This is a genomic window from Runella defluvii (genome assembly GCF_014195535.1).
GTDB classification, from domain to species: domain Bacteria; phylum Bacteroidota; class Bacteroidia; order Cytophagales; family Spirosomataceae; genus Runella; species Runella defluvii.
The window spans coordinates 416,193-439,777 of record NZ_JACIBY010000006.1 but is presented as its reverse complement, the minus strand read 5'-3'; the positions used below and the strand labels follow the sequence as shown (position 1 = coordinate 439,777).

The 23,585-nt window shown below is 44.5% G+C and carries 20 protein-coding genes; 7 read left to right on the top strand and 13 right to left on the bottom strand.

What is annotated here, in order from left to right:
• Nucleotides 1–92 precede the first annotated feature (92 nt).
• Both bshC and FHS57_RS16770 read left to right on the top strand, forming a co-directional pair.
• Nucleotides 93–1,649: a bacillithiol biosynthesis cysteine-adding enzyme BshC gene (gene bshC, locus FHS57_RS16775; RefSeq protein ID WP_183975628.1), complete on the top strand. Its 1,557-nt coding sequence runs from the start codon at nt 93–95 to the stop codon at nt 1,647–1,649.
• Between the two features lie 85 nt (nt 1,650–1,734).
• Nucleotides 1,735–3,162: a CotH kinase family protein gene (locus FHS57_RS16770; RefSeq protein WP_183975626.1), complete on the top strand. Its 1,428-nt coding sequence runs from the start codon at nt 1,735–1,737 to the stop codon at nt 3,160–3,162.
• A 28-nt stretch (nt 3,163–3,190) separates the two neighbouring features.
• On the opposite strand, the gene FHS57_RS16765 is transcribed toward FHS57_RS16770, so the two are convergent.
• From FHS57_RS16765 to FHS57_RS16755, 3 genes are all read right to left on the bottom strand, one after another.
• The gene (locus tag FHS57_RS16765; protein WP_183975617.1) at nt 3,191–4,033 is read right to left on the bottom strand and encodes a helix-turn-helix domain-containing protein; all 843 of its coding nucleotides are present in this window, start codon (nt 4,031–4,033) and stop codon (nt 3,191–3,193) included.
• A gap of 26 nt (nt 4,034–4,059) precedes the next feature.
• On the bottom strand, nt 4,060–4,497 hold the full coding sequence (locus FHS57_RS16760; protein WP_183975616.1) for a hypothetical protein: 438 nt from the start codon (nt 4,495–4,497) through the stop codon (nt 4,060–4,062).
• 81 nt (nt 4,498–4,578) lie between these two features.
• The gene (locus FHS57_RS16755) at nt 4,579–5,262 is read right to left on the bottom strand and encodes a hypothetical protein (RefSeq protein ID WP_183975614.1); all 684 of its coding nucleotides are present in this window, start codon (nt 5,260–5,262) and stop codon (nt 4,579–4,581) included.
• Nucleotides 5,263–5,737: 475 nt separating this feature from the next.
• Between FHS57_RS16755 and FHS57_RS16750 the strand changes: the two genes are divergently transcribed.
• The gene (locus tag FHS57_RS16750) at nt 5,738–8,095 is read left to right on the top strand and encodes a PDZ domain-containing protein (RefSeq protein ID WP_221225646.1); all 2,358 of its coding nucleotides are present in this window, start codon (nt 5,738–5,740) and stop codon (nt 8,093–8,095) included.
• Between the two features lie 27 nt (nt 8,096–8,122).
• On the opposite strand, the gene FHS57_RS16745 is transcribed toward FHS57_RS16750, so the two are convergent.
• Together FHS57_RS16745 and FHS57_RS16740 are read right to left on the bottom strand one after the other, a co-directional pair.
• Complete coding sequence (locus FHS57_RS16745; RefSeq protein WP_183975612.1) at nt 8,123–8,296, bottom strand: hypothetical protein; 174 nt, start codon at nt 8,294–8,296, stop codon at nt 8,123–8,125.
• Nucleotides 8,297–8,311: 15 nt separating this feature from the next.
• A complete protein-coding gene (locus tag FHS57_RS16740) occupies nt 8,312–9,115 on the bottom strand; it encodes a hypothetical protein (protein WP_221225645.1) in 804 nt (267 codons plus the stop codon).
• 223 nt (nt 9,116–9,338) lie between these two features.
• Here FHS57_RS16740 and FHS57_RS16735 point away from each other — a divergent pair, with 223 nt between their 5' ends.
• Nucleotides 9,339–9,989 carry a Uma2 family endonuclease gene (locus FHS57_RS16735; protein ID WP_183975608.1) on the top strand — a complete coding sequence of 217 codons (651 nt, stop codon included), beginning with the start codon at nt 9,339–9,341 and terminating at the stop codon, nt 9,987–9,989.
• Nucleotides 9,990–9,993: 4 nt separating this feature from the next.
• Here FHS57_RS16735 and FHS57_RS16730 read toward each other — a convergent pair whose 3' ends face one another.
• The 5 genes from FHS57_RS16730 to FHS57_RS16710 all read right to left on the bottom strand — a co-directional run bounded on the left by FHS57_RS16730 (nt 9,994) and on the right by FHS57_RS16710 (nt 15,135).
• Nucleotides 9,994–10,779, bottom strand: a complete 786-nt coding sequence (locus tag FHS57_RS16730) for a helix-turn-helix domain-containing protein (RefSeq protein WP_310587000.1) — start codon at nt 10,777–10,779, stop codon at nt 9,994–9,996.
• A gap of 87 nt (nt 10,780–10,866) precedes the next feature.
• Nucleotides 10,867–12,195 (bottom strand): NAD(P)/FAD-dependent oxidoreductase, encoded by a 1,329-nt coding sequence (locus FHS57_RS16725; RefSeq protein WP_183975604.1) that lies wholly within the window; start codon nt 12,193–12,195, stop codon nt 10,867–10,869.
• Nucleotides 12,196–12,207: 12 nt separating this feature from the next.
• Nucleotides 12,208–12,816: a hypothetical protein gene (locus FHS57_RS16720; protein ID WP_183975602.1), complete on the bottom strand. Its 609-nt coding sequence runs from the start codon at nt 12,814–12,816 to the stop codon at nt 12,208–12,210.
• A gap of 106 nt (nt 12,817–12,922) precedes the next feature.
• On the bottom strand, nt 12,923–14,368 hold the full coding sequence (locus FHS57_RS16715; RefSeq protein WP_229601365.1) for a BamA/TamA family outer membrane protein: 1,446 nt from the start codon (nt 14,366–14,368) through the stop codon (nt 12,923–12,925).
• A complete protein-coding gene (locus tag FHS57_RS16710) occupies nt 14,365–15,135 on the bottom strand; it encodes a M15 family metallopeptidase (RefSeq protein WP_183975600.1) in 771 nt (256 codons plus the stop codon). The genes FHS57_RS16715 and FHS57_RS16710 overlap by 4 nt, the downstream gene beginning before the upstream one ends.
• A gap of 154 nt (nt 15,136–15,289) precedes the next feature.
• Between FHS57_RS16710 and FHS57_RS16705 the strand changes: the two genes are divergently transcribed.
• Nucleotides 15,290–16,756, top strand: a complete 1,467-nt coding sequence (locus FHS57_RS16705) for a Gfo/Idh/MocA family protein (RefSeq protein ID WP_183975598.1) — start codon at nt 15,290–15,292, stop codon at nt 16,754–16,756.
• Between the two features lie 68 nt (nt 16,757–16,824).
• Here the strand turns inward: FHS57_RS16705 and folB are convergent, their stop codons facing one another.
• The 3 genes from folB to FHS57_RS16690 all read right to left on the bottom strand — a co-directional run bounded on the left by folB (nt 16,825) and on the right by FHS57_RS16690 (nt 19,580).
• Nucleotides 16,825–17,175 (bottom strand): dihydroneopterin aldolase, encoded by a 351-nt coding sequence (folB, locus tag FHS57_RS16700; RefSeq protein ID WP_183975596.1) that lies wholly within the window; start codon nt 17,173–17,175, stop codon nt 16,825–16,827.
• Nucleotides 17,176–17,259: 84 nt separating this feature from the next.
• Nucleotides 17,260–18,057: a DivIVA domain-containing protein gene (locus FHS57_RS16695; RefSeq protein ID WP_183975594.1), complete on the bottom strand. Its 798-nt coding sequence runs from the start codon at nt 18,055–18,057 to the stop codon at nt 17,260–17,262.
• A 74-nt stretch (nt 18,058–18,131) separates the two neighbouring features.
• Complete coding sequence (locus tag FHS57_RS16690; protein WP_183975592.1) at nt 18,132–19,580, bottom strand: M61 family metallopeptidase; 1,449 nt, start codon at nt 19,578–19,580, stop codon at nt 18,132–18,134.
• 128 nt (nt 19,581–19,708) lie between these two features.
• Here FHS57_RS16690 and FHS57_RS16685 point away from each other — a divergent pair, with 128 nt between their 5' ends.
• Entirely contained in the window at nt 19,709–21,616 is a 1,908-nt protein-coding gene (locus FHS57_RS16685; protein WP_183975590.1) for a tetratricopeptide repeat-containing sensor histidine kinase, read from the top strand.
• Between the two features lie 71 nt (nt 21,617–21,687).
• On the top strand, nt 21,688–23,538 hold the full coding sequence (locus tag FHS57_RS16680; RefSeq protein WP_183975588.1) for a tetratricopeptide repeat-containing sensor histidine kinase: 1,851 nt from the start codon (nt 21,688–21,690) through the stop codon (nt 23,536–23,538).
• The last annotated feature ends 47 nt before the right edge of the window (nt 23,539–23,585 follow it).

Genomic DNA, 23,585 nt, shown 5'->3' with positions numbered 1-23,585 from the left:
ATTTGCAGTGAGGAGTTTGCAAAGATAGGGAAACTTTACGGCGATATGTTTGGTTTAGGGAGATAGACTCAAGGCGCTATTTTTCTTAACTCATGCACTGTCAACCCTTACCACTTGCATCCACAGGGGCGTTTCCCCCACTTTTTTTAGATTACATTTCCCAAAAAGACCAGTTGCAGCCATTCTACGGTTTATTCCCTGTTCTTGAAAACTTTGAAAAACAACTCCAGCAAAAGTCCGCGTTTAGCCCACAACACCGCCAAGTACTGGTACAATCGCTTGAACGTCAGTATGCTCATTTGAGTCAGAAGCCCGACTTTTCGAGTTTATTGAACGAAAATACATTTACCGTTACCACGGGACATCAGCTCAATATTTTTACTGGACCGTTGTACGTCATTTATAAGATTGTAACGACCATCAACTTGGCGCGTCAGCTCAAAGCGGCTTATCCCAAGTATGATTTTGTGCCAGTGTATTGGATGGCAACCGAAGACCACGACTTCGACGAAATCAGTTATTTTAATCTTTTTGGTAAAAAATATACGTGGCAAACCCAACAAAAAGGAGCCGTAGGTCGAATGAACCCAAGAGAGTTGGGCGAAGCGTTGAAAATTTTGCCTGAGCGACTGCCTATTTTTGAAAAAGCCTACCTGCGCCACGACAATCTTGCGGATGCTGTGCGTTGTTACATGAACGATTTGTTTGGCAAAGATGGCTTGGTGTGTGTGGATGGCGATGATGCGGCGTTGAAACGTTTGTTTTTGCCCGTTATCGAAGATGAACTCAAAAATTCAAAGGCGTTTGATTTGGTGAAAAATACCACGGAAGCCATCGAAAGCCTTGGATACCATACTCAGATTAGCCCGCGTGAAATCAACTTCTTCTATTTGGCGGATGGCCTGCGCGAACGGATTGTAAAAGAAGGCGACGAATACAAAGCGCTCAATTCGGATATTTCATTCTCCGAAACCGAAATTTTGGCCTTGGCCAATGAGCACCCTGAGCAATTTAGCCCCAACGTCGTATTACGCCCGTTGTACCAAGAAATCATTTTACCCAACTTGGCCTACATCGGTGGCCCTTCGGAAGTGCCGTATTGGATGCAGTTGAAGGGAGTATTTGATCATTATCAAGTACCGTTTCCGTTGTTGTTGCCGCGCAATTTTGCGTTGTATGTAAACGCTGCGAGCCAAAAACGCGCGGAAAAACTAGGAGTGACGGTCGAAAACTTGTTTTGGGATGATGTACGCTTGCGCAAGTCTTTTGTAGAAAAAACATCGACGGTGTCGCTGGAATTGGCGCAGGAAAAGAAGGCGATAGAAGAGGTTTTCAACGACATTTTGCACAAAGCCTTGGCCATTGACAAAACCCTTGAAGGAGCGGTTAATGCCGAAAAGGTGAAAATGCTGAATACCCTCGAAAATTTAGAAAAACGCCTTCAAAAAGCCGAAGAGCGCAATCACGAAACGGAAGTAAATCAGTTATTGGGCTTAAAAGCAAAACTTTTCCCGAGCGGAGGGTTGCAGGAACGAAGCGAAAACTTCCTTAATTTTTATCTCAACGATAGCACATTCATCGAGAAACTATTGGCGCATTTTAATCCCCTCGATTTTTGCTTTAATATTTTGACCGAAGAAGGAGAGTAAGAGATAGGGCTCAACTACTTAATAGTAAGGGCTCTATCGAAAAGTATATTTTTAGTGATAGTAGGGTTCAAGTAATGTACACGCCATGAGAAACTATCGATTAAATAAACTTTCTAAGCTATGGAGACTTGCTACTTTAGGTTTGATAATACTTGTTTCTTGCTCAAAAGGAGATAGGCCGACTCCCATAAGTTCTGTTATCCCCAGTGGAGAGCTGCCCACTATAAAACCCAGAGGGAATGAAAATTACCTGAAGGAAAACTCTGATTATATCTACAACCAAGAGAAGGTAAAGACTTTTGAGCTAATTATTAAAGATAAAGATTTAGAAAAGCTCAATTTCGACCCCGTCAATCAAGATTATGTAGAAGGAGCTTTGATATTCGAGGGGGATACGATTAGCCCAATTGGTGTACGTTACAAAGGTTCGATTGGGGCGTTTGGAGGTTGTTTGTCTAATCCAGATTGGACGCGGCCTTCAGGCCAAAAGGTTTGTGAAAAGCTCAGTTTGCAAATAAAAATTAACTGGAAAGACCGAAAAGAGCGTTTTTTTGACTTAAATAAGCTTCAATTTCATGCGCAAAACTACGACAAGTCCCAGCTTCGTGAACGCCTAGCGTATTGGCTTTTTGCCGAAATGGGCGTTCCTTCTCCACGTTCAGTGCACGCGCGACTGCTTATCAATAAAAAATATTCGGGATTATACGGCCTAACGGAAGAGGTAGATAATCGCTTTGCGGAATATTTTTATAAAGAAGGTAAAGGGAATATCTACAAGGAAGTTTGGCCACTAAAAGCCAATGGTGAGGTGCAATCGGATGCTGAACTTATCAATGCTTTAAAAACGAATGAAGAGCAGCAAGACATTGGCTTAATCAAAGAATTTGGTCAAGCAATTGCGGCTTCTAACGCATCAAATAACAAAGATGTAGTAAGAAAGTATATGAAAATCAATGAGTTGATGTCATACGTCGTAGTCGATAGAGCCATTCGACATGACGACGGCCCGTTTCATTGGTATTGTAACAATGAAACCGTCAATTCCTGCACAAACCACAATTACTACTGGTTTGAAGATAAAAAAAATAGAAAAATGCACCTCATTCCATGGGATATGGACGGCACGTTTGAACATGTAATCAAAAATGCAAATGAATATACATCTTTGGCGGATAAATGGGGTGGGACATCGAATAACTGCCTACCTTTTGCCAAAGGAAGTGGTAATTTAAAACACCGTTCAGCTGCTTGTGAAAAACTAACAGCAGCATGGGGGGCTTTTGACCAAGAATATGCGTCCATCAAAAGCGATTTTCAGACTAATTTCGTTTCAAACGATAAAATACTTACCCAGTTAGATAAGTGGGCAAAACAAATTCAACCATATATTATTGAGGCAGATAATGTTCATAATAAAGACATTATGTATGCCGCAAATAAAAGAACAACGACACTTCTTGTTTGGGAAAATGCAACAAACACCTTGAGAAGCCAAGTAAAAGCCATTCAGTGAAATGGTTTTTTAAAACGCTCATTGGCTTTTACAATCCAGAAAATTTGTCATTTAGCTTTAACTGGCGTTCGGGATTTAGATTACTTTCTTGAATCAGCATATTGGGCGTAACGCCAGCAAATTGTTTAAAATCTTTGACCAAATGTTGGTAGTCGGAGTAGCCAGTTTGGATGGCGATGCTCAACCAGTCTAATTCTTGGCGGGCATCTTTGAGCGAATAAGCCTGATAAAATCGACAAATACGGGCAAAGTATTTGGGTGTGACGCCCACTTGTCGCTCAAAACGTTTTTCAAATTGGCGAAAACTCAAGCAGGCGTCACTGGCGGTTTGGGAAAGATTAAACCCCTGAGGATTACTCAAAATAATGCTCCCAATTTTATCAATGGGTTCAAATCCAAACTTGACTCGGGTGACCTTCTTCGTAAAGTAGCGGTCGAGAATAAGCGGCAGCTCGTCGTAGGTAGTCGTATGGGCCAGCTGGTCTTCTACATCGTTGATTTCTCGTCCCAAAATCACTTGTGCTTCTACGTATTGATGCAAAAGCTCGTACATCGGAATTCGTAGCAATTTATGAATCGCTCCAGGCTGAAATCGAACATGAACCATCATGTATTCGGAAGGCAAATGCAGATTTTGGCGGGCAATGGGTAACCCAAAAATACAAGTTCGCGGACGTACATTAAACGCTCCTGTTTCAACCGTCTCGGCGGTTTTGGTGCCTCGTATCACAAAGGTCATTCCTTCTTCTGGATTGACGGGGTATGCCTTTATAGGAGGTGGGAGCTCTTTCCCAAATCGCATGTGTAGCACCAAATACTCTTTAATGTATGGGCCGAGAATAGGAGCAGGTTGACAACGTTGGCAAATCATGGCATTTGATTGTCAGTTTATTTGGGTCAATAATAATGTTCTGAAATACTGGTTATTTTCCACGCGTTTCCTACCTTTTCGAGCAATACCACTCGGTGGGCTTTTACTGATTTTCCATCGGGGGCGGTGTAGGTGGTTTGATAATTGGCACTGGCAAAATTTCCCGCTGATTTGATTTTAAAATCGGCATTGCTCACACTGAGTGGCATGGCAGGCGGAAAGGCGTCGTCGCGGGTAAAATCGGCTCCCGTGCGAGACGTGTAGCTGCCGTCGGGTAAATTTACGCTTACAATGGTATGTTTTGTGTCTTTGGGGTCAAACGACCACTGTTTCCGTACTTCGCTGGGTTGATGCGCTTTGAGTGCTTTTGCTTCGGCGAGGAGGGTGGCTTTGATGGCGTCATCGTTGGTTTGAGCATACAAACTGCCCGAACCAACCAAAAGGGCAAACAATAAATTTTTCATTTTTAACAGGTTGTTGGGTGAAACATAACTGTACAAAAATGGGGGCTTAAAACTGGTTTTTAGTGGTAAAAAATCGTTGAATTACGGCTTCCCAAAAAACAGTTGCCAAATTTGATTCAACAATTCCTGATTACCCAAAAATAAATAAGCGACAATTGCCAAATTGAACACATAATATCCGAGGCCAATCAGGTATGGTTTGTAGGTTTTGCGAGTAAAAAATTCTACCCCAAAAAATAATAACCACAAGCCCAACTGCACAGCCAAACCATTGGCAAGCAGGCGAGCTACCGCAGGATTGATAAAAGGTATGATGCTCATCACCATAAATCGGGCGTGATAAGCGGGCTTTCGGCGAAAGTATATAGCCAAGCCATAAAAAACCACGAAAACAGGTACATCGAATAGATTGGCAGTGAAAACAGGCAGGCTTTTTTCTCGACTTTGCTCTTGGTTGATAATCAGTAAAAGAGAGACGACCATCAAGACCACCACTACGTACGACGCTTTGCCTACGAACCGATGCCATTCGAGTTTTTTCTGCACAATCAAAATCGGTTGAACAATGAGCATCAGCAACCAGATGATGATGATGAGAGCGTGAAAGTGAGTAACGGTAGTAATGGCAATAGGAACATTGCCAATGGGACTGATAACACCTTGAAAATCTGGAAATTCACCAAAGTAACTTTGGTAGAAGCAATAGATGACCAAAATAAAAAAGGCAACAAAAAAGTAGGGTAGAAAGCGGTAGGTTTTTTCCATGATGAATGTTTTTATGGTAAGAGGAGGCATTGGCCATTTGCTCATTGACGGTTTTTATCTCCTGTCCAATCACACTTTCCGTGTCGAGGTATTGGTCGGTAATGCAACGGAGGGAGTAATGTGTTCAAAAACCATCCTTTTCTTTGAAATAGAATTGACAGGGTGTACGAATAAATGCCGTTTTTAAATTTGTGTGCTATGCGAAAATTCTATGTGGCCTATGTGTTTACCTTGGCCTAAATACTTGCAAAGTCTCGTACACCCAATTGATAATGACCTAATTCAAAAGTAAACAATGAAGTTCTAAAACAGGATACCGCTAAATAAGTTGCCCCGACGAAGTGGTGTATGATTACGCCTAGGTGTGTCAACAAAAGTAAAAATAGGCGTGAAGTCGCTTTTTTGATGGTAAAATGCTCACTTTGATACACGTAAATCGGCAACTTATTCCTCCATTTCTCAACCTCTCTTTTTGATGATGATACGTTTTTTTGCTTTGTGGGTGATGAACTGCATCTTCGTTTCGGTAGCAAGTGCTCAAGTGACGTACTATGTGGCGCCTAACGGACAAGATACCTATGCAGGTACGCTGCAACGGCCCTTCAAAAGCGTATCCAAAGCCATCGCCCTAGCCAAGCAAGCCAAAGGGAAAAAGGTGAAAATCTATTTGCGAGAAGGAGCTTATTATTTGCCTACTACCATCACGTTGGATGCTGCGGAAGTAAAGGCGTCTGCGCTGGAAATCGAAGGATATACCAACGAAAAAGTGACCATTAGCGGGGGAGAAGCTGTACAGTTAGCTTGGAAACCGTTTAAAAATGGTATGTATCAGGCTCAAGTAAGCGGTAGTACTGCCTTCGAACAATTTTTTGTCAATGGGCAATTACAGCATTTGGCACGTTTTCCCAATTATGACTCTACCGCTCGGGTATTTCATGGAACATCAGCGGAGGCAACAAGTCCCGAACGCGTACGGACGTGGAGTCAACCCGAAGGAGGGTATGTCCACGCCCTTCACTCGGGCGAATGGGGCGGATTTCACTACCTAATTACGGGCAAAAGCCAAAATGGTGAGTTGGCGTTGGAGGGCGGCTGGCAAAACAACCGCCCGTCGTCGATGCACAAACAGCACCGTTTTGTCGAAAATATTTGGGAAGAATTGGATGCACCGCACGAATGGTATTTTGATAAAAAGACCCGTACGCTGTATTTTATCCCGCCATCGAACGTCAATCTTTTCAAGGCGAAATTCGAGGTTTCGGGGCTACATTCCTTGTTTGAACTGCGCGGCACTCCCGAAAAACCGTTGCGTAATGTTCATTTCAAAAACCTGCATTTTACCCATACCGAACGTAGCTTTATGGAAACCAAAGAGCCGTTGGTCCGCAGCGATTGGACGTTTTTTCGCGGCGGGGCCGTGCTGTTGGAGGGAGCAGAAAACTGTACTTTGACCGACTGTGAATTTGCTGATTTAGGAGGGAATGCCATCGTAATGAGCAAATACAATAGAAATAATACCGTTAAAGGGTGTTATATTCATCATATCGGGGCGAGTGCCGTAGCGTTTGTGGGCGACCCCAAGGCCGTACGTTCGCCTTCGTTTCGGTATGAGTGGTCGATTCCCTACGAGCAACTGGATAAAACCCCTGGCCCTCAAACCAACAATTATCCGCAAGCTTGTTTGGTAGAGGATAATTTAATCCACGATGTAGGCCAAATTGAGAAACAGGCCACGGGTGTTCAAATCGAAATGTCGGCGCAGATTACTGTGCGTCACAATAGCATCTACAACACGCCAAGGGCAGGAATAAACATCGGAGATGGGGCCTGGGGCGGGCATGTGCTGGAGTACAATGACGTGTTTAACACCGTACTAGAAACAGGCGACCACGGTGCTTTTAATTCTTGGGGGCGTGACCGCTTTTGGTACGCTAATCGACGTTACATGGATAGTCTCACAGCGGTACATCCAGAACTGATACTGCTTGATGCGCAGCAAACGACGATTATTCGTAACAACCGTTTTCGCTGCGATCACGGCTGGGACATTGACCTCGACGATGGCTCGTCTAACTATCACATTTACAACAATGTATGCCTCAATGGTGGTCTCAAACTTCGGGAAGGATTTTACCGAACGGTTGAAAACAACATCATGGTCAACAACTCATTTCACCCGCACGTTTGGTTTAAAAATAGCCACGATGTGTTTCGGCATAACATTGTGATGAAAAAATATTTTCCTATTCAAATTAACGATTGGGGAAAGGAGATTGACCAAAATTTATTCCCTGATTCAGCCGCCTTGGCGTTGGCCCAAAAGAACGGCACTGACTCCCGAAGTAGGGCAGGAAACCCTGTTTTTGTGAATGCCTCGGAGGGAAATTATACCGTTAAGAACGCATCGGAGGCGCTGACGGTCGGTTTCAAAAACTTCCCGATGCAGTCGTTTGGTGTGCAGAAAATTTCCCTGAAAAAACGCGCTTTACAGCCTGAGTTTCCAGCACTGCTAACCAACGAATCGGTGGAAGGAAAAGCCGTGGCGATTAATTGGTTAGGCAGTTTGCTCAAAAACGTTGAAGGCTTAGGCGAACGCTCTGCTTATGGCTTGCCCGATGAAACGGGCGTCATCATAACGAGTACTGGTGCCAATAGCCTGTTGTCGAAAGCAGGTTTACAACCCAAAGACGTCATCCGCATGGCTAATAACAAGCCAGTCAAAACCATTCGCGATTTGCTGGAAATCTATCAAGAAGTCAACTGGCAAGGGCACATGGAAGTAGAAGCATTGCGAAATCAGCAGTGGGTGAAGGTAAGGCTATCGTTAAAGTAAGGACGTCGAAATATCAGATAATGAATTTCAAGGGTAAATCTCTTGTTTTCGCTTTGTTAAAAAAGGACAAGCTGCCACCAGCAAAAAACCCAAAATAGAAAACCACTCCCTTCCCTGAAAATTCTTGATGACTTGCGGGTGCATTTCATTGATTTTTGCCACTTGCTCGGCGGTAAGGTGCTTGTCAATGAGTGCGTTCATTCGGTGATTTTGAGTTTAGTTTTGGATTCTGCTTATGCCACTTTTCTTGGATTTTGTCAATAAAGCTACTCCCAACCAATACAAAAGAAAAAACGGTATGCCTGGAATAAAGAATAGCATTAATATCTCAAAACCTTTGGGAAAGTTAAATTGAATAAAATAAATCATTATTGCAGTGATTATCCCAAGTAGGCTAAAAATGACGGACACGATTGGTGACCAACTATTGGTGTGCCGCAACTTATAAAAATAGACTGAAAGCCATATTATCAACGAAAACTGAATCAGCCGCCCCAATATGCCAATGTTAACAACAGTTGTGTTGTCATAGTATCTGGCAAAATCTTCTACTTTTTTGCCTTGACTTATCCATTCTTTCATTGCTTCGGGATATAGGTAATGATGCCTAAATTCCCAGCTAAATTCGGCAAAAGCAAGAATAAAAAAGGCTGTCATCAACCACCTCATTAAACGCTTATTTTTGAACGAGTTGCTCATCAATAGCAAGAAGCCAAATACTCCAAAAAGTATTGCTGCGATGAATAAGAAAATATAGCGCAAATGCTCTCGTTCGGGATGTTCAAGCATTTTGAGGCTGAGGTCAGGAGCGGAGGCTAATCCAAATATACCTATCAATGGGCAAACTAGTAAAAACAAAAATGCACCACTAATGGGCACGCCTTCAAATGATTGTAGAGAGTTTTTAAAGAATAACCAAACCGCCAACACAATGGACATCGAAATAACACTACAGATGGTGACATACCTCAGAAAACTATTGCCTTCTACGTAGGGAGAATAGCGCCCAATTAGGCTCATAACCAAAAAAGGCAGTATGACTAAAACGAAGGTTGTCAGAATATATATGGCTTTCCTTTTCATTCGTTCATAAAGAGTTATGTTTTTACAAACGTAGAGATAAGGAGAAAGGAAAGCATAGTAAAAAAACGACATTTTACCTGATAGCACATTCTCAAAAGCGGGTGCGATTGACCTAGCTTATATCAATTTTTTGTATATTTGTTTACCAACTGAACGTATCATGAGCAATCGCCTTATTTCTGAAATTCTGAATGAACCAGATGCTTATTTTTTGATTCAAGCCATTGAAGTGGCACTTGAAAATGAAAAGCAGCGAAGAATTGCTTTTTATAATGACATCACCGAACAAGAAAAAGCGGAATTTATCAATGGTGAAATCATCGTTCATTCGCCTGTGATGAAACGCCACAATACTGCTTCGTTGTTGCTGGCTCGTTTGATGAGTATCTACGCCGATACAAATCAGCTCGGTTTTGTAGGTATCGAAAAAATCATGATTACGCTCACTCGTAATGATTATGAGCCAGACATCTGTTTCTTCAAAAAAGAGAAAGCCGCTATTTTTACCGAAAAGCAAACACTTTTTCCCGCTCCTGATTGGGTGGTTGAAATTTTGTCAGAGGGCACAAAAGAGCGTGACCGCGGGGTGAAATTCAAAGATTATCAAGCACATCAAATAGAGGAATACTGGATTATTGATCCCGACCATCAAACCATTGAACAGTATCACTACGCAGAAGGCGAATACGAACTGATTCTTAAATCGGCAGAAGGGCAGATTAAAAGTTTTGTCATGGAAGGGTTTTACATTCCAATTCGGGCCGTATTTGATGAAGCCCTAAACGTCGAAACCTTGAAAAAGTTGATGTAAGGTTTTAGTATATCACGGCATTCTCAAAATCAAACCCCGAAGGAACGACGCCCGTAAATTGCTTAAAATCTCGTAACAAGTGGTTGGGGTCAAAATAGCCACAATGGTACGTTATATCGACCCATTTTAAAGCAGGGTTTTGTTTTCTTAAGTTCATTACCTGATTGAATCGAAGCAGACGTTGGTAAATTTTTGGACTTACTCCTATGCGTTCCAAAAACTGACGCTCAAATTGCCGAGAACTTACACAAGCGGCTACCGCTAGTTGGTCTAAAGTTTGCGTTCGTAAATTGGTTTGGGTCAGGACAACGTCGATAGGTAATGCTGCGACTTTACTTCTGCTCAGTTGACGAACCAAATACTCGTTTGTCAAGGAAATAACTTCGGTGTCAGAGTCGGCATTACAAATGTGTTCCGAAAGCTGCTTTACCTCTCCGCCCAACACCGCCGCACTTTCTTCATAATTATTTGCAAAATACGTCATCGGTACGTTTAACAACCGATACATACCTCCAGGCTGAAAAAGTATTTTAAACATACAATACCCGTTGGGAACCAGCAGCTTGGTGTTTCCAATTGTTGCCTGTCCCATAATCATCGTGTTAAAAGCTGTTATGGGTTTTCCCGTTGCATCAAAGGGTTGGGGCTGGCTGCGGGGGTAAAAATAGAGGCACTGCTCGGGTACGGGAGCCATCACCAAAGGAACACCGCTCCCCTGACCAAGGCGAAGCAGCCAGTATTCTTTTATGAAAGGGCGCAAAAGGGGCGGGGGTAGAAATTTTTGTAACAAAGCAAAGCAGGTTTAGTATCGTTGAAAATACATTAAACCCACCTGATAGACAAAAAGATAGCATTAAAGTTAGTAAACGGTCTGACGTCAGCGGGACAACCGCAGCTTCTCAAAAAACTCAGGGTTAAAATCGGCCTCTTGGAAGTGCTCTAACACGTAGTCTAACGAGCACTGTTGGCGTATCCACGCGTCGCAAGTAGCGTGACGAAGGCGAGTGCCAAGGGCGTTAAAACCCGTGACTGCCTGTGTGCCTTGGCGGTAGTTGATTCGGATGGCGATTTCTTTGCTTGGGTGCTGCCAATAAAAGCTCTGAATGTCGTCGGGGCATTGGGCGGGGACTTCGCCGTAGGTTTGGTATTCGAGGTCAAAAAACTTGGCCGAATTAAAAAATACGCCTGGCTGGTAAGGCGTCCGTTGACCACCAATGGTCTGAGCAACGGTTTCGCCCATGATGCGGCCCGTGTACCAAATTTGCTCCACCGATTTACGGCCTTGCGGAGGCGTACGGTGTTCGACGCAGTCACCAACCGCATATACGTCAGGAAGGTTGGTTTCTAAATACTCATTGACCAAAATTCCGCGTTGCGTTTCGAGGGAGGTATTGGTTAAAAAATCAATCGTTGGTTCAACGCCGATGGAAATGCCTACAAGCTGACAGTCAATCGTTTCTCCCTGCGAAGTGATAACGCGCTCCACCCGTTGAGTACCTTGCATTTCTTTTAGCTCGCAGCCAAATCGGAGATCAATCCCACGCTTTTGGACATGTTGGGTGACAAGAGTAGATTCTTCGGGAGGTAATACACTGTTCCAATAGCTCGATTCACGCACGAGCATGGTCACATGGATGCCGCGCGAATGAAGCATTTCGGCCAATTCTACCCCAATTAACCCACCACCCACGACCAAGGCTTGTTTTACTCCTGCCGACGACCGTTCGAGTTTTTCCAAATCCTGAAAGCTATAAAGCCCTTGGACGCCATCCAGATGGGTATTGGGCCAGTCGCCAAAACGAGGTACAGAACCCGTTGCAATGATAAGTTTATCGTAAGAAAGTTCGCGTACTTGAGAGGCAGAAGTGGCTGGTTTTGAGGCTACTTTGGTGAGTCGCTCAAGCAGGGTTGGTTGGTAAACTACCGTTTGACTGTTGGCCGAAAGAAACAATTTACGTTGGGCAAAATCAACAGATTCAATCGTTCCTCTGACTAGCTCAATCTTATTTTTTTGCCAAAACCAGTTTTCATAAGGTTGGGTATGCTCAAACTTGAGGTGCCCCATATACACGTACATTAGCGCCGTTCGGGAAAAGAAATAGTCGGTCTCTTTGGAGATAACCGTGATGCGGCAATCGCTACGTTTGCGCAGCTCCCGTGCGGCTGTGATGCCCGCAATTCCATTCCCGATGATAACAACGTGCATATTGAAAAGCGGCTATTGCAAAGGTTTGGGCTTTTTCTCGGTCGATTTGCCTTTGGCACCGATTCCGATGCGAAGGCCAAAATCTTTGCCTTTACTTACGTCTTCGAGCGATACGAGCATTCCCCCTCGGGCCTTCCACGTCGTACGTTTGCCTTGTTTTGAATCGGGTGCGTATTTCCCCGACAAATAGGTGTCAAATTGATTGTACAAACTTTGGGCATCATTGGCTTCGTTGAGATAAATGTCCACGCGGACGCCGTTGAGGGCTTTGTTGTTGTCGAGGTAATAAAGAATATCAATTGCTTCAAAATTCTCCGTTTCGTGCGTGTAGCCTACGTGGTTGGTGCTGTCTTCAAACAGTTCAAACTTCTCTTCGGCCTTGATTTTGCTTAACGGGTCGCCAAACTTAAAACCACGAAAATCGCCCCCTTGAGGCGTAATGACGAGCTTCAATAGCTCTGATTGATTGCTACTTACAACAGGTGTTTTGACGGCATTGGCTGTATCGGTAGCAGCTTTTTGTTCGGCTGTTTTTTCGTTACTTTTTCCACACGAAAACAAGATTGCGACAACGCCAGCCAAGACTAATAAGTAGGTGTATTTTGGGTAATAATGAGTCATTTCGTCCAAATTTGCTTAAAATCCCTGCTAAGTTAGGGCTAAATACGCTTCTATACCAATGACTTACTTCTTTTTAATGGGAAACTAATACTTTGTTGGGTGAAAATCAGAACTCTCGGCCTATCGAAAAATAAGGACGCGCTTCGCCTAAGTGATTGACTGAATAATTGAGTCGTCCCACAAAATTATACCAAGTCACTACATCCAGCCCTATTCCTACACCCATCAACGGGCGGTTGGCCAATGTGCTGTTGTTTAGCGAACTGTATTGGTTTCGGGTATAACCAAAATCGGCGTAGATATTGGGATAAATCGCCAACGGGAAGGTATTAAACTGACGCATTTTGATGAACTTACTCAAGTTAAACGTTCGGTTTAATAATTGGTAGCGCAAATTGGTTTTAGCTAAAGCAAAGTGTTGACCATCAATGACGTACAGTTCGTAGCCACGGACAAGGTCGGTGCCGTAGCCCAACCCCCGCGTCTGTAGAAAAGGCTGTAAAAAGGGGCTAGAAGTCTTGGCTTTGAAACTGTAGCTAAAAAAGAGCTTTTTGCCTAAGGAGAAGTATTGTCCATAGTTGGCAGTAGCCTCCCATTGTTGAACATCATCGGAAGAAAAGAGTCCTAATCGGCTAAAAACTATGCCATAATAAAACCCTCTTAAAGGATATTGGACCCGGTCGCGGCGGTCAAAAAAATGCGAATAGCTCAGTTGGAAATAACGCTGTTGTCGGCGACCTTCCAAAAAATAATTAGGATTTAGGCGTGCCACGGTATCGCTAAGGGTGGTATGGGAATATTGGGCGGTTATTGAATGAAAACCGTAGAACCGTGGCCGATAGGTAAAAGTAACGTAGGGGTTGAGCCGTTCGCGCATACGGCTGTCGCTCGGAAAAAAAATGAGTTTATCGGCACGGGTACGGTAAGGCAAGGTTCGGTTGGTTAGCCGAATCATTCCGACGGTCATGCCTAGTTTTTGTTTTTTACCCAAATAAGGTCGGGAGTAATACAAATCAAGCCGAGGAATAAACCCAAACTCAGCGCGTAGTCGAAGGCGGTCGTTGTTGCCCGTCAGGTTTTGGTGTAAAATGTAAGTTCCGTAAATCGTGCGACTCAGGTCGCGCCCGCGTTCGTACCACCATTCGTTGAAATTGCGGTCGGCGAGTTCAAATACAGGAAAAGCCAGCAAATACCATTGTTCTTTTAGAACGACCTCTACGTCGATGGTTTGGGGGGGAGCGATGAGTTTTCCGTCGGCGGTATAAAAACTCAGCGCGGTGGTGTCATTGTCTAAGCGCTTCTTTTTTAGCTCTACCGTGATGAATAGGTTGGTGTTGAGGATTTTGCGGCGGTCGTACTCCAGCAGCGAATCAAGCTTTTGTACCGTAATCACATCGCCTGCGCGCACATCCATTTCGCGGCGGATAATGTGCTCTCGGGTGCGAAAATTGCCCGTAAAAGTCACTTGTCGGACAAGGACGTGCTGGGTGGTGTCACTGCTGCCAAACAGCGAAAGCCAAAAACTATGAAAAAGTGCGAGAAGGAGCATCATTCAATAAACCCGTATTTAGCTTTTGCTTTGGCGCGAGACAAGGCATTGAAATGCCACCATTCGGTCTGAATCGACGTAAATCCTGCCTTGAGCATGACGCGCCGTAGCAGCTTGCGGTTTTCGACTTGTTGGCGAGATAGTTTACCCGATTTGAGCATTTCGGCTTCGCGTCGTGGTTCGGCACTAACGCCAAAAAAATCAAAAATAGTGCCCATATCCAGCGGCTTGCCATTTTCGTCGGCGATGGTTAGGTCAACCGCACAGCCAAAGTTATGAATAGAGCCTTTGGCAGGGTCGGCCACAAAATCTTCGCGGCGGTTATAGGGCAAGTGACTCATCCGTGCCCAAAAAATCTTGGTAACACTCAGCGGACGAGCGCCGTCGTACACCAACAACGTATAAGTAGGCTTTTCTTGTTTTAAAAACTGATTGGCTTTTACCAATTTTTGGGCGGCCATGGGTTGCAAATAAGCGCGCTCTAAGTCGCCATAGACATCTTCTTTGATGAAGTTATCGGTCGTGGAGTACTTGAGTTCCACCTTGAGCGTAGGGTCGAGGGTTTGGATGTCCACTAGACCGTGTTTGATAAACTTTTTCTCCAACGTACCCACCTTTGTTTGGGCATAACCAGCCAACGAAAGGCTTACAAAAAGCCACAGCGCAGCAATTCTTCTTCTCCTCTGAAACCAATAACCAATAACCGATAACCAATAACCGATAACAGTCTCCCCAATAGTCCACTTTGCTTTTAAGAACGTATTATACATCAGGCGTTTGCTTTTTTGTCTCTAATCAATCTCAAAAGTAAGCAGAGTTTTAGCATCTTTTCTAAAAAAATACTCAATAAAACGGTAATTATTGCCTGCTTTTGTGCTTTAAGTTATGAGTCTGTTCAAACAACTTAAAAAAACTACTAAACCAATGAAATCAAAACAAAAGACCTTATCGGTATCAAGACGTGATTTCGTGCAAAAGAGCGCCTTGGCCGTAGGTAGCTTTTTCATTGTGCCCCGCCATGTGATTGGAAAGGGTTATACTGCACCATCTGACAAACTTAATTTGGCAGCTATCGGAGCAGGTGGCAAGGGAACAAGTGACATTTTTAACGCATCAAACAACGGAGCCAATAACGTGGTGGCGCTCTGCGATGTGGATTACAAACAAGCTGCGAAGTCAATCGAGCGTTTCCCTAACGCAACGAAGTACAAAGATTGGCGTGAAATGTTGGCCAAAGAAGGTAAAAACATTGATGCCGTTACCATTTCTACGCCTGACCACAACCACGCGGTGATTGCGATGGCGGCCATGCAATTGGGCAAACACGTCTATGTACAAAAACCATTGACCCACAATATCTACGAAGCGCGTATGCTTACAGAAGCCGCTCGTAAGTACAAAGTGGTGACGCAGATGGGTAACCAAGGCGCGTCGAACCCTGCCCAACTACAAATGGTTGAGTGGTTCAATAAAGGATTAGTAGGGCCTGTGCATACGGTTCAAATTTGGACTAACCGTCCTGTTTGGCCACAGGGGATTCCTGTACCAACGGGTAAGCCTGACATGCCAGAAGGTGTCGCTTGGGATCAGTGGGTAGGGCCTGCACAGTGGGTTGACTATCACCCTGGCTATCACCCGTTCAAATGGCGCGGTTGGTGGAACTTCGGTACGGGCGCGTTGGGTGACATCGGTTGCCACACCATCGATACTCCGTTCCGTGTATTGGGTCTTAATTACCCAACGGAAGTAGAGTGTAGCATAGGTTCGGTGTTCTTGAAAGACTGGAACCCAGAGTGGATTCCAGAAGGATGCCCGCCATCGGCGTTGGTAGAAATTAAATTCCCTGCCACTGCGAAAAATAAGAGCCCATTGAAAATGGAATGGATGGACGGCGGTTTGCGTCCGTTCCACCCTGATTGGATTCCTGCCAACGAACCACTTAGCACCGACGGAAACGGCGCGAACGGGGTGTTGATGATTGGTAGCAAGGGAATCATTGCCTGCGATATGTACGGCAACAATCCTAAGATTTATTACAAAAACGGCGACAAAGTAGAAATGGCGAAAGACAGCAAGTATGCTGCGCCTACAAACTTGCCAGAATACGGCCACCAAATCCACTGGACCGAGGCTTGTAAGGCAGGTTTTGGTAGCGACAAGCACAAAGGCTTGACGTCATCGTTTGATTACTCAGGACCACTTACTGAAACGGTATTGATGGGTAACTTGGCGATTCGTAGCTACATGCTTCGTCAACCAAAAGGCAATGGCTTCGATTACTACGGTCGTAAGAAGTTGTTGTGGGATGGTAACAACATGAAGATCACCAACTTCGACGATGCGAACCAGTTTGTATCGCGTCAGTACCGCGAAGGTTGGAAATTGGTGTAGGCTATTTCCCCGACGATGATAAACACAACGCCCCCGTTTGCTTGGCAGACGGGGGCGTTTCGTTTGCTTTACCCTTTCATCGTAATGCGCGAACGCGCACAGACGCCCCCGACGGGCGGGTTAAATTTCGACACGCTGACTTCGATGCTTTCTACGCTGGGGTAGGTGGCGCGTAGTCCTTCGATGATATTGTACGCAATGTGCTCCAGCAGCCGACTTGGCTTGCTCATCACTTCTACTACTACTTTATAGACCACTTCGTAATTGACTGTGTCGCGCAGGCGATCGAGGCGGGCGGCTTCTAAAAAATCGGTTTGGATGGTGACATCAATCGAAAACTTGTTGCCAATTTTTTGCTCCTCATCCGAGGTGCCGTGGTAAGCGAATATTTCAATTCCTTCTAGTGCTACTGTTCCCAAAATAAACGTGTGTAAAGATGAATGAAAGCAAACCTATAAGGTGTCACGGTATAACGTTAGCTAAACCTCATAGGTTTTTGGGGGTTAAATTTGGTCAAAGAATGAACCCTCTTGTTTCGGTTTTTCTTCTTCAGAGGCTGGTTCGTCGGTTGTTTCTTCGGCTACAGTTTCTTCCGTAATCGCCTCGGCTACTACTTCTTGTACGGCCTCAGGCGCTATTTCTTCTACAGGAGGTTGGCTTTCCACGATTTCTTCCACAATCTTCTCTGCTTCTAAGCGAGCTTGTTGGGTTTGCTCTCCTTGCAGAATGGCGTCTGATACTTGCGTTTTAAGGTCTTCGAGACGTTCGGCTACCGTATTTTGGGCAAATTTCTTTTCAAAACGCTCCACACTGTCCACTGTATTGTTGGCAAGGGTTTTGAGCTGGACAATCAAGTTGTCGCGGTATTTTTCCATGGCTTTGAAATCACGTTCCTGATTTTTAAAATCATTCATGATTTCTTCGCGCACGTATTTTGCTTGGTTTTCGGCATCAATGACGAGCATATTCGACTTCTTCCGCGCTTCGTTGACGAGTTCTTCGGCTTTTTGGCGCGCGTCTTCGATGTACTTTTCGGCGGCGGTTTTGGCCTGCTCGGTCATTTGCGTACTGGTATCTTCCGCCGTTTTGAGCATTCTAAACATCGTCAATTCTACTTCCCGAAGTTTGTTGAGCTCTTTTTCGGCTATTTCAAGCTGCATTTTTAGCATCTTGTTTTCGTTGAGCACGCGTTCCCATTCGTGTGACAAAGAGGCCAAAAAAGCATTTACTTCTTCTGCGTCGTATCCACGTAAGACTCTTTGGAAAGTATGTTGACGAATCTCAATCGGCGTGATTTTCATTGTCGTTGTTAGATTTATGCCTGATAATTTGGTGTTAATGTATAAAAAAATCCGCTAAAACACTCAAAAATGCCTTAAATATTGCCATTTAACCATTTTTTTCGTTCTAAAACGGCAGGTTCACTTCCTAATTCTTGTAGTTGGACTGTTCCGTCCCCAAAACTAACCATGTGTAAACCTACCCACGTGAGGGCATCGTTTAAGTGATTTTCCAGGGGTAAATTGCTCAAAATACAGTCGTTCCAGTACCACGGAAGCGTTTCCCCCGCAATTTCTTCCACCACTGCTTGGTAGTCTTCCATCGTATATCCTACAAAAGGTATGCCAAATCTTTGCCATAAAGCGTACATAACGTCATCGAGTGACCGTTTGTGGTTGTGAATCTTGCGAATGGTTAGGTCAAGAATTAACGCTGCCAACGCCCCTTTATGATACACCGATACTTTTCGCTGCGGAATTCCCTTCTCGTAGCCGTCGAGCCACAAGTCCCACGATGATTCTACCAGCGATTGCTGGGCATGACGACTATTTTCAAAATGGCGCTTCATGTACGTCTGTAGCTCGCGATAGTAGCCTTCGTCATTGAAGACGCCCGAACGCCGTAGAAACAAATCGCCGTAGTAGGTTGTCACTCCTTCGGCCACAAAGCAAGTCGTGAAGTAATTTTCTTTGGTAAAATCGTACGGCAGTAATTCTTTCGGCCGAATCCGAATGATGTTCCAAGCATGAAATAGCTCGTGTGAGCTTACGCCGAGGAGGTCGAGGTGCAGGCCATCGCCTTCATCGTCGGGGCCAAGTACGACCATTGTTGAGTGGCGGTGTTCGACGCCGTGGTAGTACGGTGTGGGTAAAATCAAGTTTAAAAAGTGGTATTCGGGTTCGGGAAAAGAGCCCATTACGGCGATTTGGGCGGCCGAAAATTTCTGAAAATCGGCAACAATTTGCTCCCAATTGGGCTTGATATTCCCTTGCATCCAAACGTAAAACGTGGTATCCTGCACCTGATAGGTACGGTGTTGAAGCGTTTCGGAAGCCATCAAAGGGCTATCGACGAGTTCGTAATAATCTTTGGCGAACAGCGTTTTGGGCGCAATCTGCGGCAATCCACAGGCAATTTGGTACGTATCGGGAATGGCGAGTTGAAGCGTACAAGGTTGGTTCAAAAAAGCATCGGCATAGACACAAAGATTCACAGGATTAACATACCAAAAGTCGTTATTGACGTAGCTACTTCCTGCATTTTGTACATTGGCATAGTAGTTGTAACGAACCACCACTTCCGTTTCGGCACCCGTTTCTACCCGCCAGCGGTCTTTGGTAATTTTCCGATAAGTAAGTGGCTCATTATTTTTATTGAAAACTCCAAAACGCTGAATATTTTTGGCAAAATGCTGTAGCTCATACCTTCCAGGCCGCCAAGCAGGAAGTTGGATTTCGAGATATTCAGTTTCTACGTCGAGAAATGTACATTCGATTTCAATAAAACGGCTTTCTGGATTGGGGGATGATAGGAGATAATACATACGCTGTTGGTCAGTGGAGGGGGAATAAAACTAGGTAAAAATAGCAAAAAGCGCTTTCCAAAGTCAATTTGTAGTTTCTTTTCCAAAATAATAGTACCTTAAACGTAAATTCTTAACCCTACTTTTAAATGAAAAAAAGCTGCTTATTGGTAGGTTTTTTTGGAATACTTTTAGGTGCAGTGGCGGTTGCCCAAAAACGTACTGTACCCCAATCCGCTGACTCGTTGGTTCAATTTTTAACCACTTCGCCCAAAGATACACTCTACCTGCAAGCACTTGCGGACTATGCCTGGAAGAAAGTGGATGCGTCTGAGTACAAGGCAGCAGACTCGCTGGCGAAAGTACTGCTGACGTTGGCGCAACAACTCAAAAACAAAAAAGGAGCGTTTGATTCGTACGATTTGCGAGGGCGGAGTGCGTACGTGCAAGGAAAATACAGCGAAGCGTTGGACTTTTACAAAAAAACGTTGCAGTTGACCAAATCGTCTTCATTGGGGGCTTCGTCACAACAACGCGCTTTGACGAACGTAGGCATGATTCTTCATTTAATGGGGAACAACGAAGAGGGGTTGAAGTACGTGTTGGAATCTATCAAGATTTTTGAACGAGAGCGCTTACCCAAATTGTCAGGAAGTTCTCCCTACGATATTGCGGCGGCAATCTACCACCTTCAAGGTAAAAATGAGGTGGCTCTGAAATACTTTCAGCAGAGTTTGGAAATCAAAACAAAGGAAAAGAATTACCGTGGATTGGCCGTTACCAACAACCGAATTGGGTCGTTGCTGGCCGAACAAAAAGAATACCAACGGGCCTTGTCTTACCTTCAAAAAGCCGACAGTTATGCGCAGCAAGCTAATTATGAAGCGATTATGGTGGATATTGCCATCAATTTATCGTCGGTGTACAGGGATTTAAACAAACCAAAAGAAGATTTGGCGGCTTTAAAAAAAGGGGAGGAAAGTGCTAAAAAACTTCATCTTACGCATCAGCTTGGGGCTATTTACGGGAATTTAGGCCAGTACTACCAATCTCAAAAACAGTTCGAGAAAGCAGAAATGTATCTGAAAGACGCGTTGTCGATTTTTAAAGAAATTGGCTCGCTCGAATACCAAGGCTATATCTACCAAGCCCTGAGGGAAATGTTTGTGGAAAAAGGAGATTACAAACAGGCGTACGAAAATCAACAAGTAGCTCAAAAACTGAGTGACTCGCTGTTTTCGCAACAACAAAAAGCCCGCATGGATGAGTTGAGCATGAAGTTTGAAACCGAGCGAAAAGAACAACAAATCAAGCTATTGCAAAAGGAATCGGAGCTTCAGTCGCAGCAAAACCGCCTATGGCTCATCGGTGGAGGGCTGGCGTTGCTGTTGGCGTTGGTGAGTATTGTTTTTGTTATTAATCGCGCCAAATACCGTCGTTTGCGGGAGTCATTGCAGTTACGCAACAAGATTGCGGCTGATTTGCACGACGAGATAGGGAGTACTTTGAGTAGTATCTCGCTGCTGAGTGGCCTAACGCAAAAGCAACTGGCGGCCAATCAGCCTCAAAAAGCGGAGCAAATGGTGGGTAAAATTAGCGAAGATGCGCGTCAAATGCTGGAGTCGATGGATGACATTGTGTGGACAATCAATCCACGCAACGACTCGATGCAGCATTTGTTTACGCGTTTGCGGGAGTATGCCAAGCCGCTGGCAGAGTCGAAGGAGATAACGTTGGATTTTGCGACGGATGCCCAAGTGGAGTCGTTGAGTTTGCCGTTGCAAGTACGTCAGAATGTGTATTTGATTGTAAAAGAGGCGTTAAACAACGCGTTCAAATACGCGCAAGCGAGCCAGATAAATGTCGAATTTAGAAGGCAGAATGACGAATGGAATGTGGCAGTAATTGATAATGGAGTAGGTTTCGATGTTGAGGCGGTCAATACGCGTAATGGGCTCAAAAATATGAAAAAACGGGCGGAGGAAATTGGTGGGACGTTGCTCATCATGAGCCAAGAAGGACAAAAATCAGAAGTAAAATTGCAATTTAACCTATAACTCACCCTTCGGTTATGCGCAGAAACAAAGTGTTAATGCCCCTCTTTTTTATGGTTTTTTTGGGGGAAACGATGATAGCTCAAATCCCGAATACACGTGATTCGTTGGTGATGTATCTTAAAACTGCCCCCAAAGACAGCAACTACGTATGGGCGCTCAATCGCTACGCCAATAAGCTTCTCAATGAAACGGATGAATATGATAAAGTGGATTCTGTGCTAAAAATAGCGGAACCGTTAGCGCTAAAATATAACTACTTCTTAGGAAAGTACGCCAACACACGTGTGCGAGCTACGATGTACTATTATAAAACCGATTATGTCAAAGCGTTGGCTTATTTTCAAAAAGCGGTGGAAGAAGCTACACGTTTTCAACTTCCTGGGAGCATACTGTATGAAGCGTACAGCAATGTTATTACGTTACATAATAGCCTAAACAACTACGATGAGGCGTTGAAAATGTCATTCAAGTGCCTTGAAATGCAAGAAAAATACAAACTCAAGCCGTATGCAAGTATTTATGCGGCCATTGGAGATGCGCTCAAAGCCCTTCAGCGTCCGAAAGAGGCGCTTGCGTACCTCAAGAAAGCTATTGTGATAGACAATGAGCAAAAAAATTGGAAAAATGCAGCTATTCACAACAATTCGTTGGGAAATATCTATGATGATCTCTCTCAGCCTAAAGAGGCATTGAAGTATTTTCAATTAGCCCTTTCGCTGGCCAAAAAAGCAGAATTTTTACGCGGCCAAACCGATTATTTGGCAAATACTGGGAGGATGTACCAGCAACTCAAACAGCCCAAAGAGGCAATCCGTTACATGGAACAGTCGTTGCAGCTGGCCGAGCAGCTAGAGGCAGTTACCTCGGTGGCGGTTGCCAAATCCAATTTAGCGTTGGTTTACCGTGAAATTGACCAACCCGAACGGGCCGAAGCGTATTTGAAAGAAGCTCTAGCGCTTGCCAAGAAACAAAATGATGCCGTAAGAATTGCCGAATACCAAGGAGGTTTGTCAACGCTATATGCAGAAAATCAGTCATTTAAAAAAGCGTATCAAAGCCTGCTCGAAAGTACAAACCTTAGCGATTCTACGGAAAAAGTAGCAACAGCACAGCAGCTTCAAGAACTAATTGCGAAGTACGAAACAAAAACCAAAGAGCAACAAATTCGACTGCTTCAACAAGAGTCTAAAATCAAAGACCAAGAACTACTCCAAAACCGCCTGTGGCTCATCGGTGGAGGGCTGGCGTTGCTGTTGGCGTTGGTGAGCATTGTTTTTGTCATCAACCGCGCCAAATACCGTCGTTTGCGGGAGTCATTGCAGCTGCGGAATAAGATTGCGGCTGATTTGCACGACGAGATAGGGAGTACTTTGAGTAGTATCTCGCTGCTGAGTGGCCTGACGCAAAAGCAACTGGCGGCCAATCAGCCGCAAAAAGCGGAGCAAATGGTGGGTAAAATTAGCGAAGATGCGCGTCAAATGCTGGAGTCGATGGATGACATTGTGTGGACAATCAATCCACGCAACGACTCGATGCAGCATTTGTTTACGCGTTTGCGGGAGTATGCCAAGCCGCTGGCGGAGTCGAAGGAGATAACGTTAGATTTTGTGACGGATGCCCAAGTGGAGTCGTTAAGTTTGCCGTTGCAAGTGCGTCAGAATGTGTATTTGATTGTAAAAGAGGCGTTAAACAATGCGTTCAAATACGCGCAAGCGAGCCAGATAAATGTCGAATTTAGAGGGCAGAATGACGAATGGAATGTGGCAGTAATTGATAATGGCGTAGGTTTCGATGTTGAGGCGGTCAATACGCGTAATGGGCTCAAAAACATGAAAAAACGGGCGGAGGAAATTGGTGGGACGTTGGTCTTAGAATCGGTTTTGCAAAAAGGGAGCGCAGTACGTTTAAACTTCAAGAACTAAGCCGTCAATCATATATTTATCCGATTTACAACGAGGCTATCGTCCTT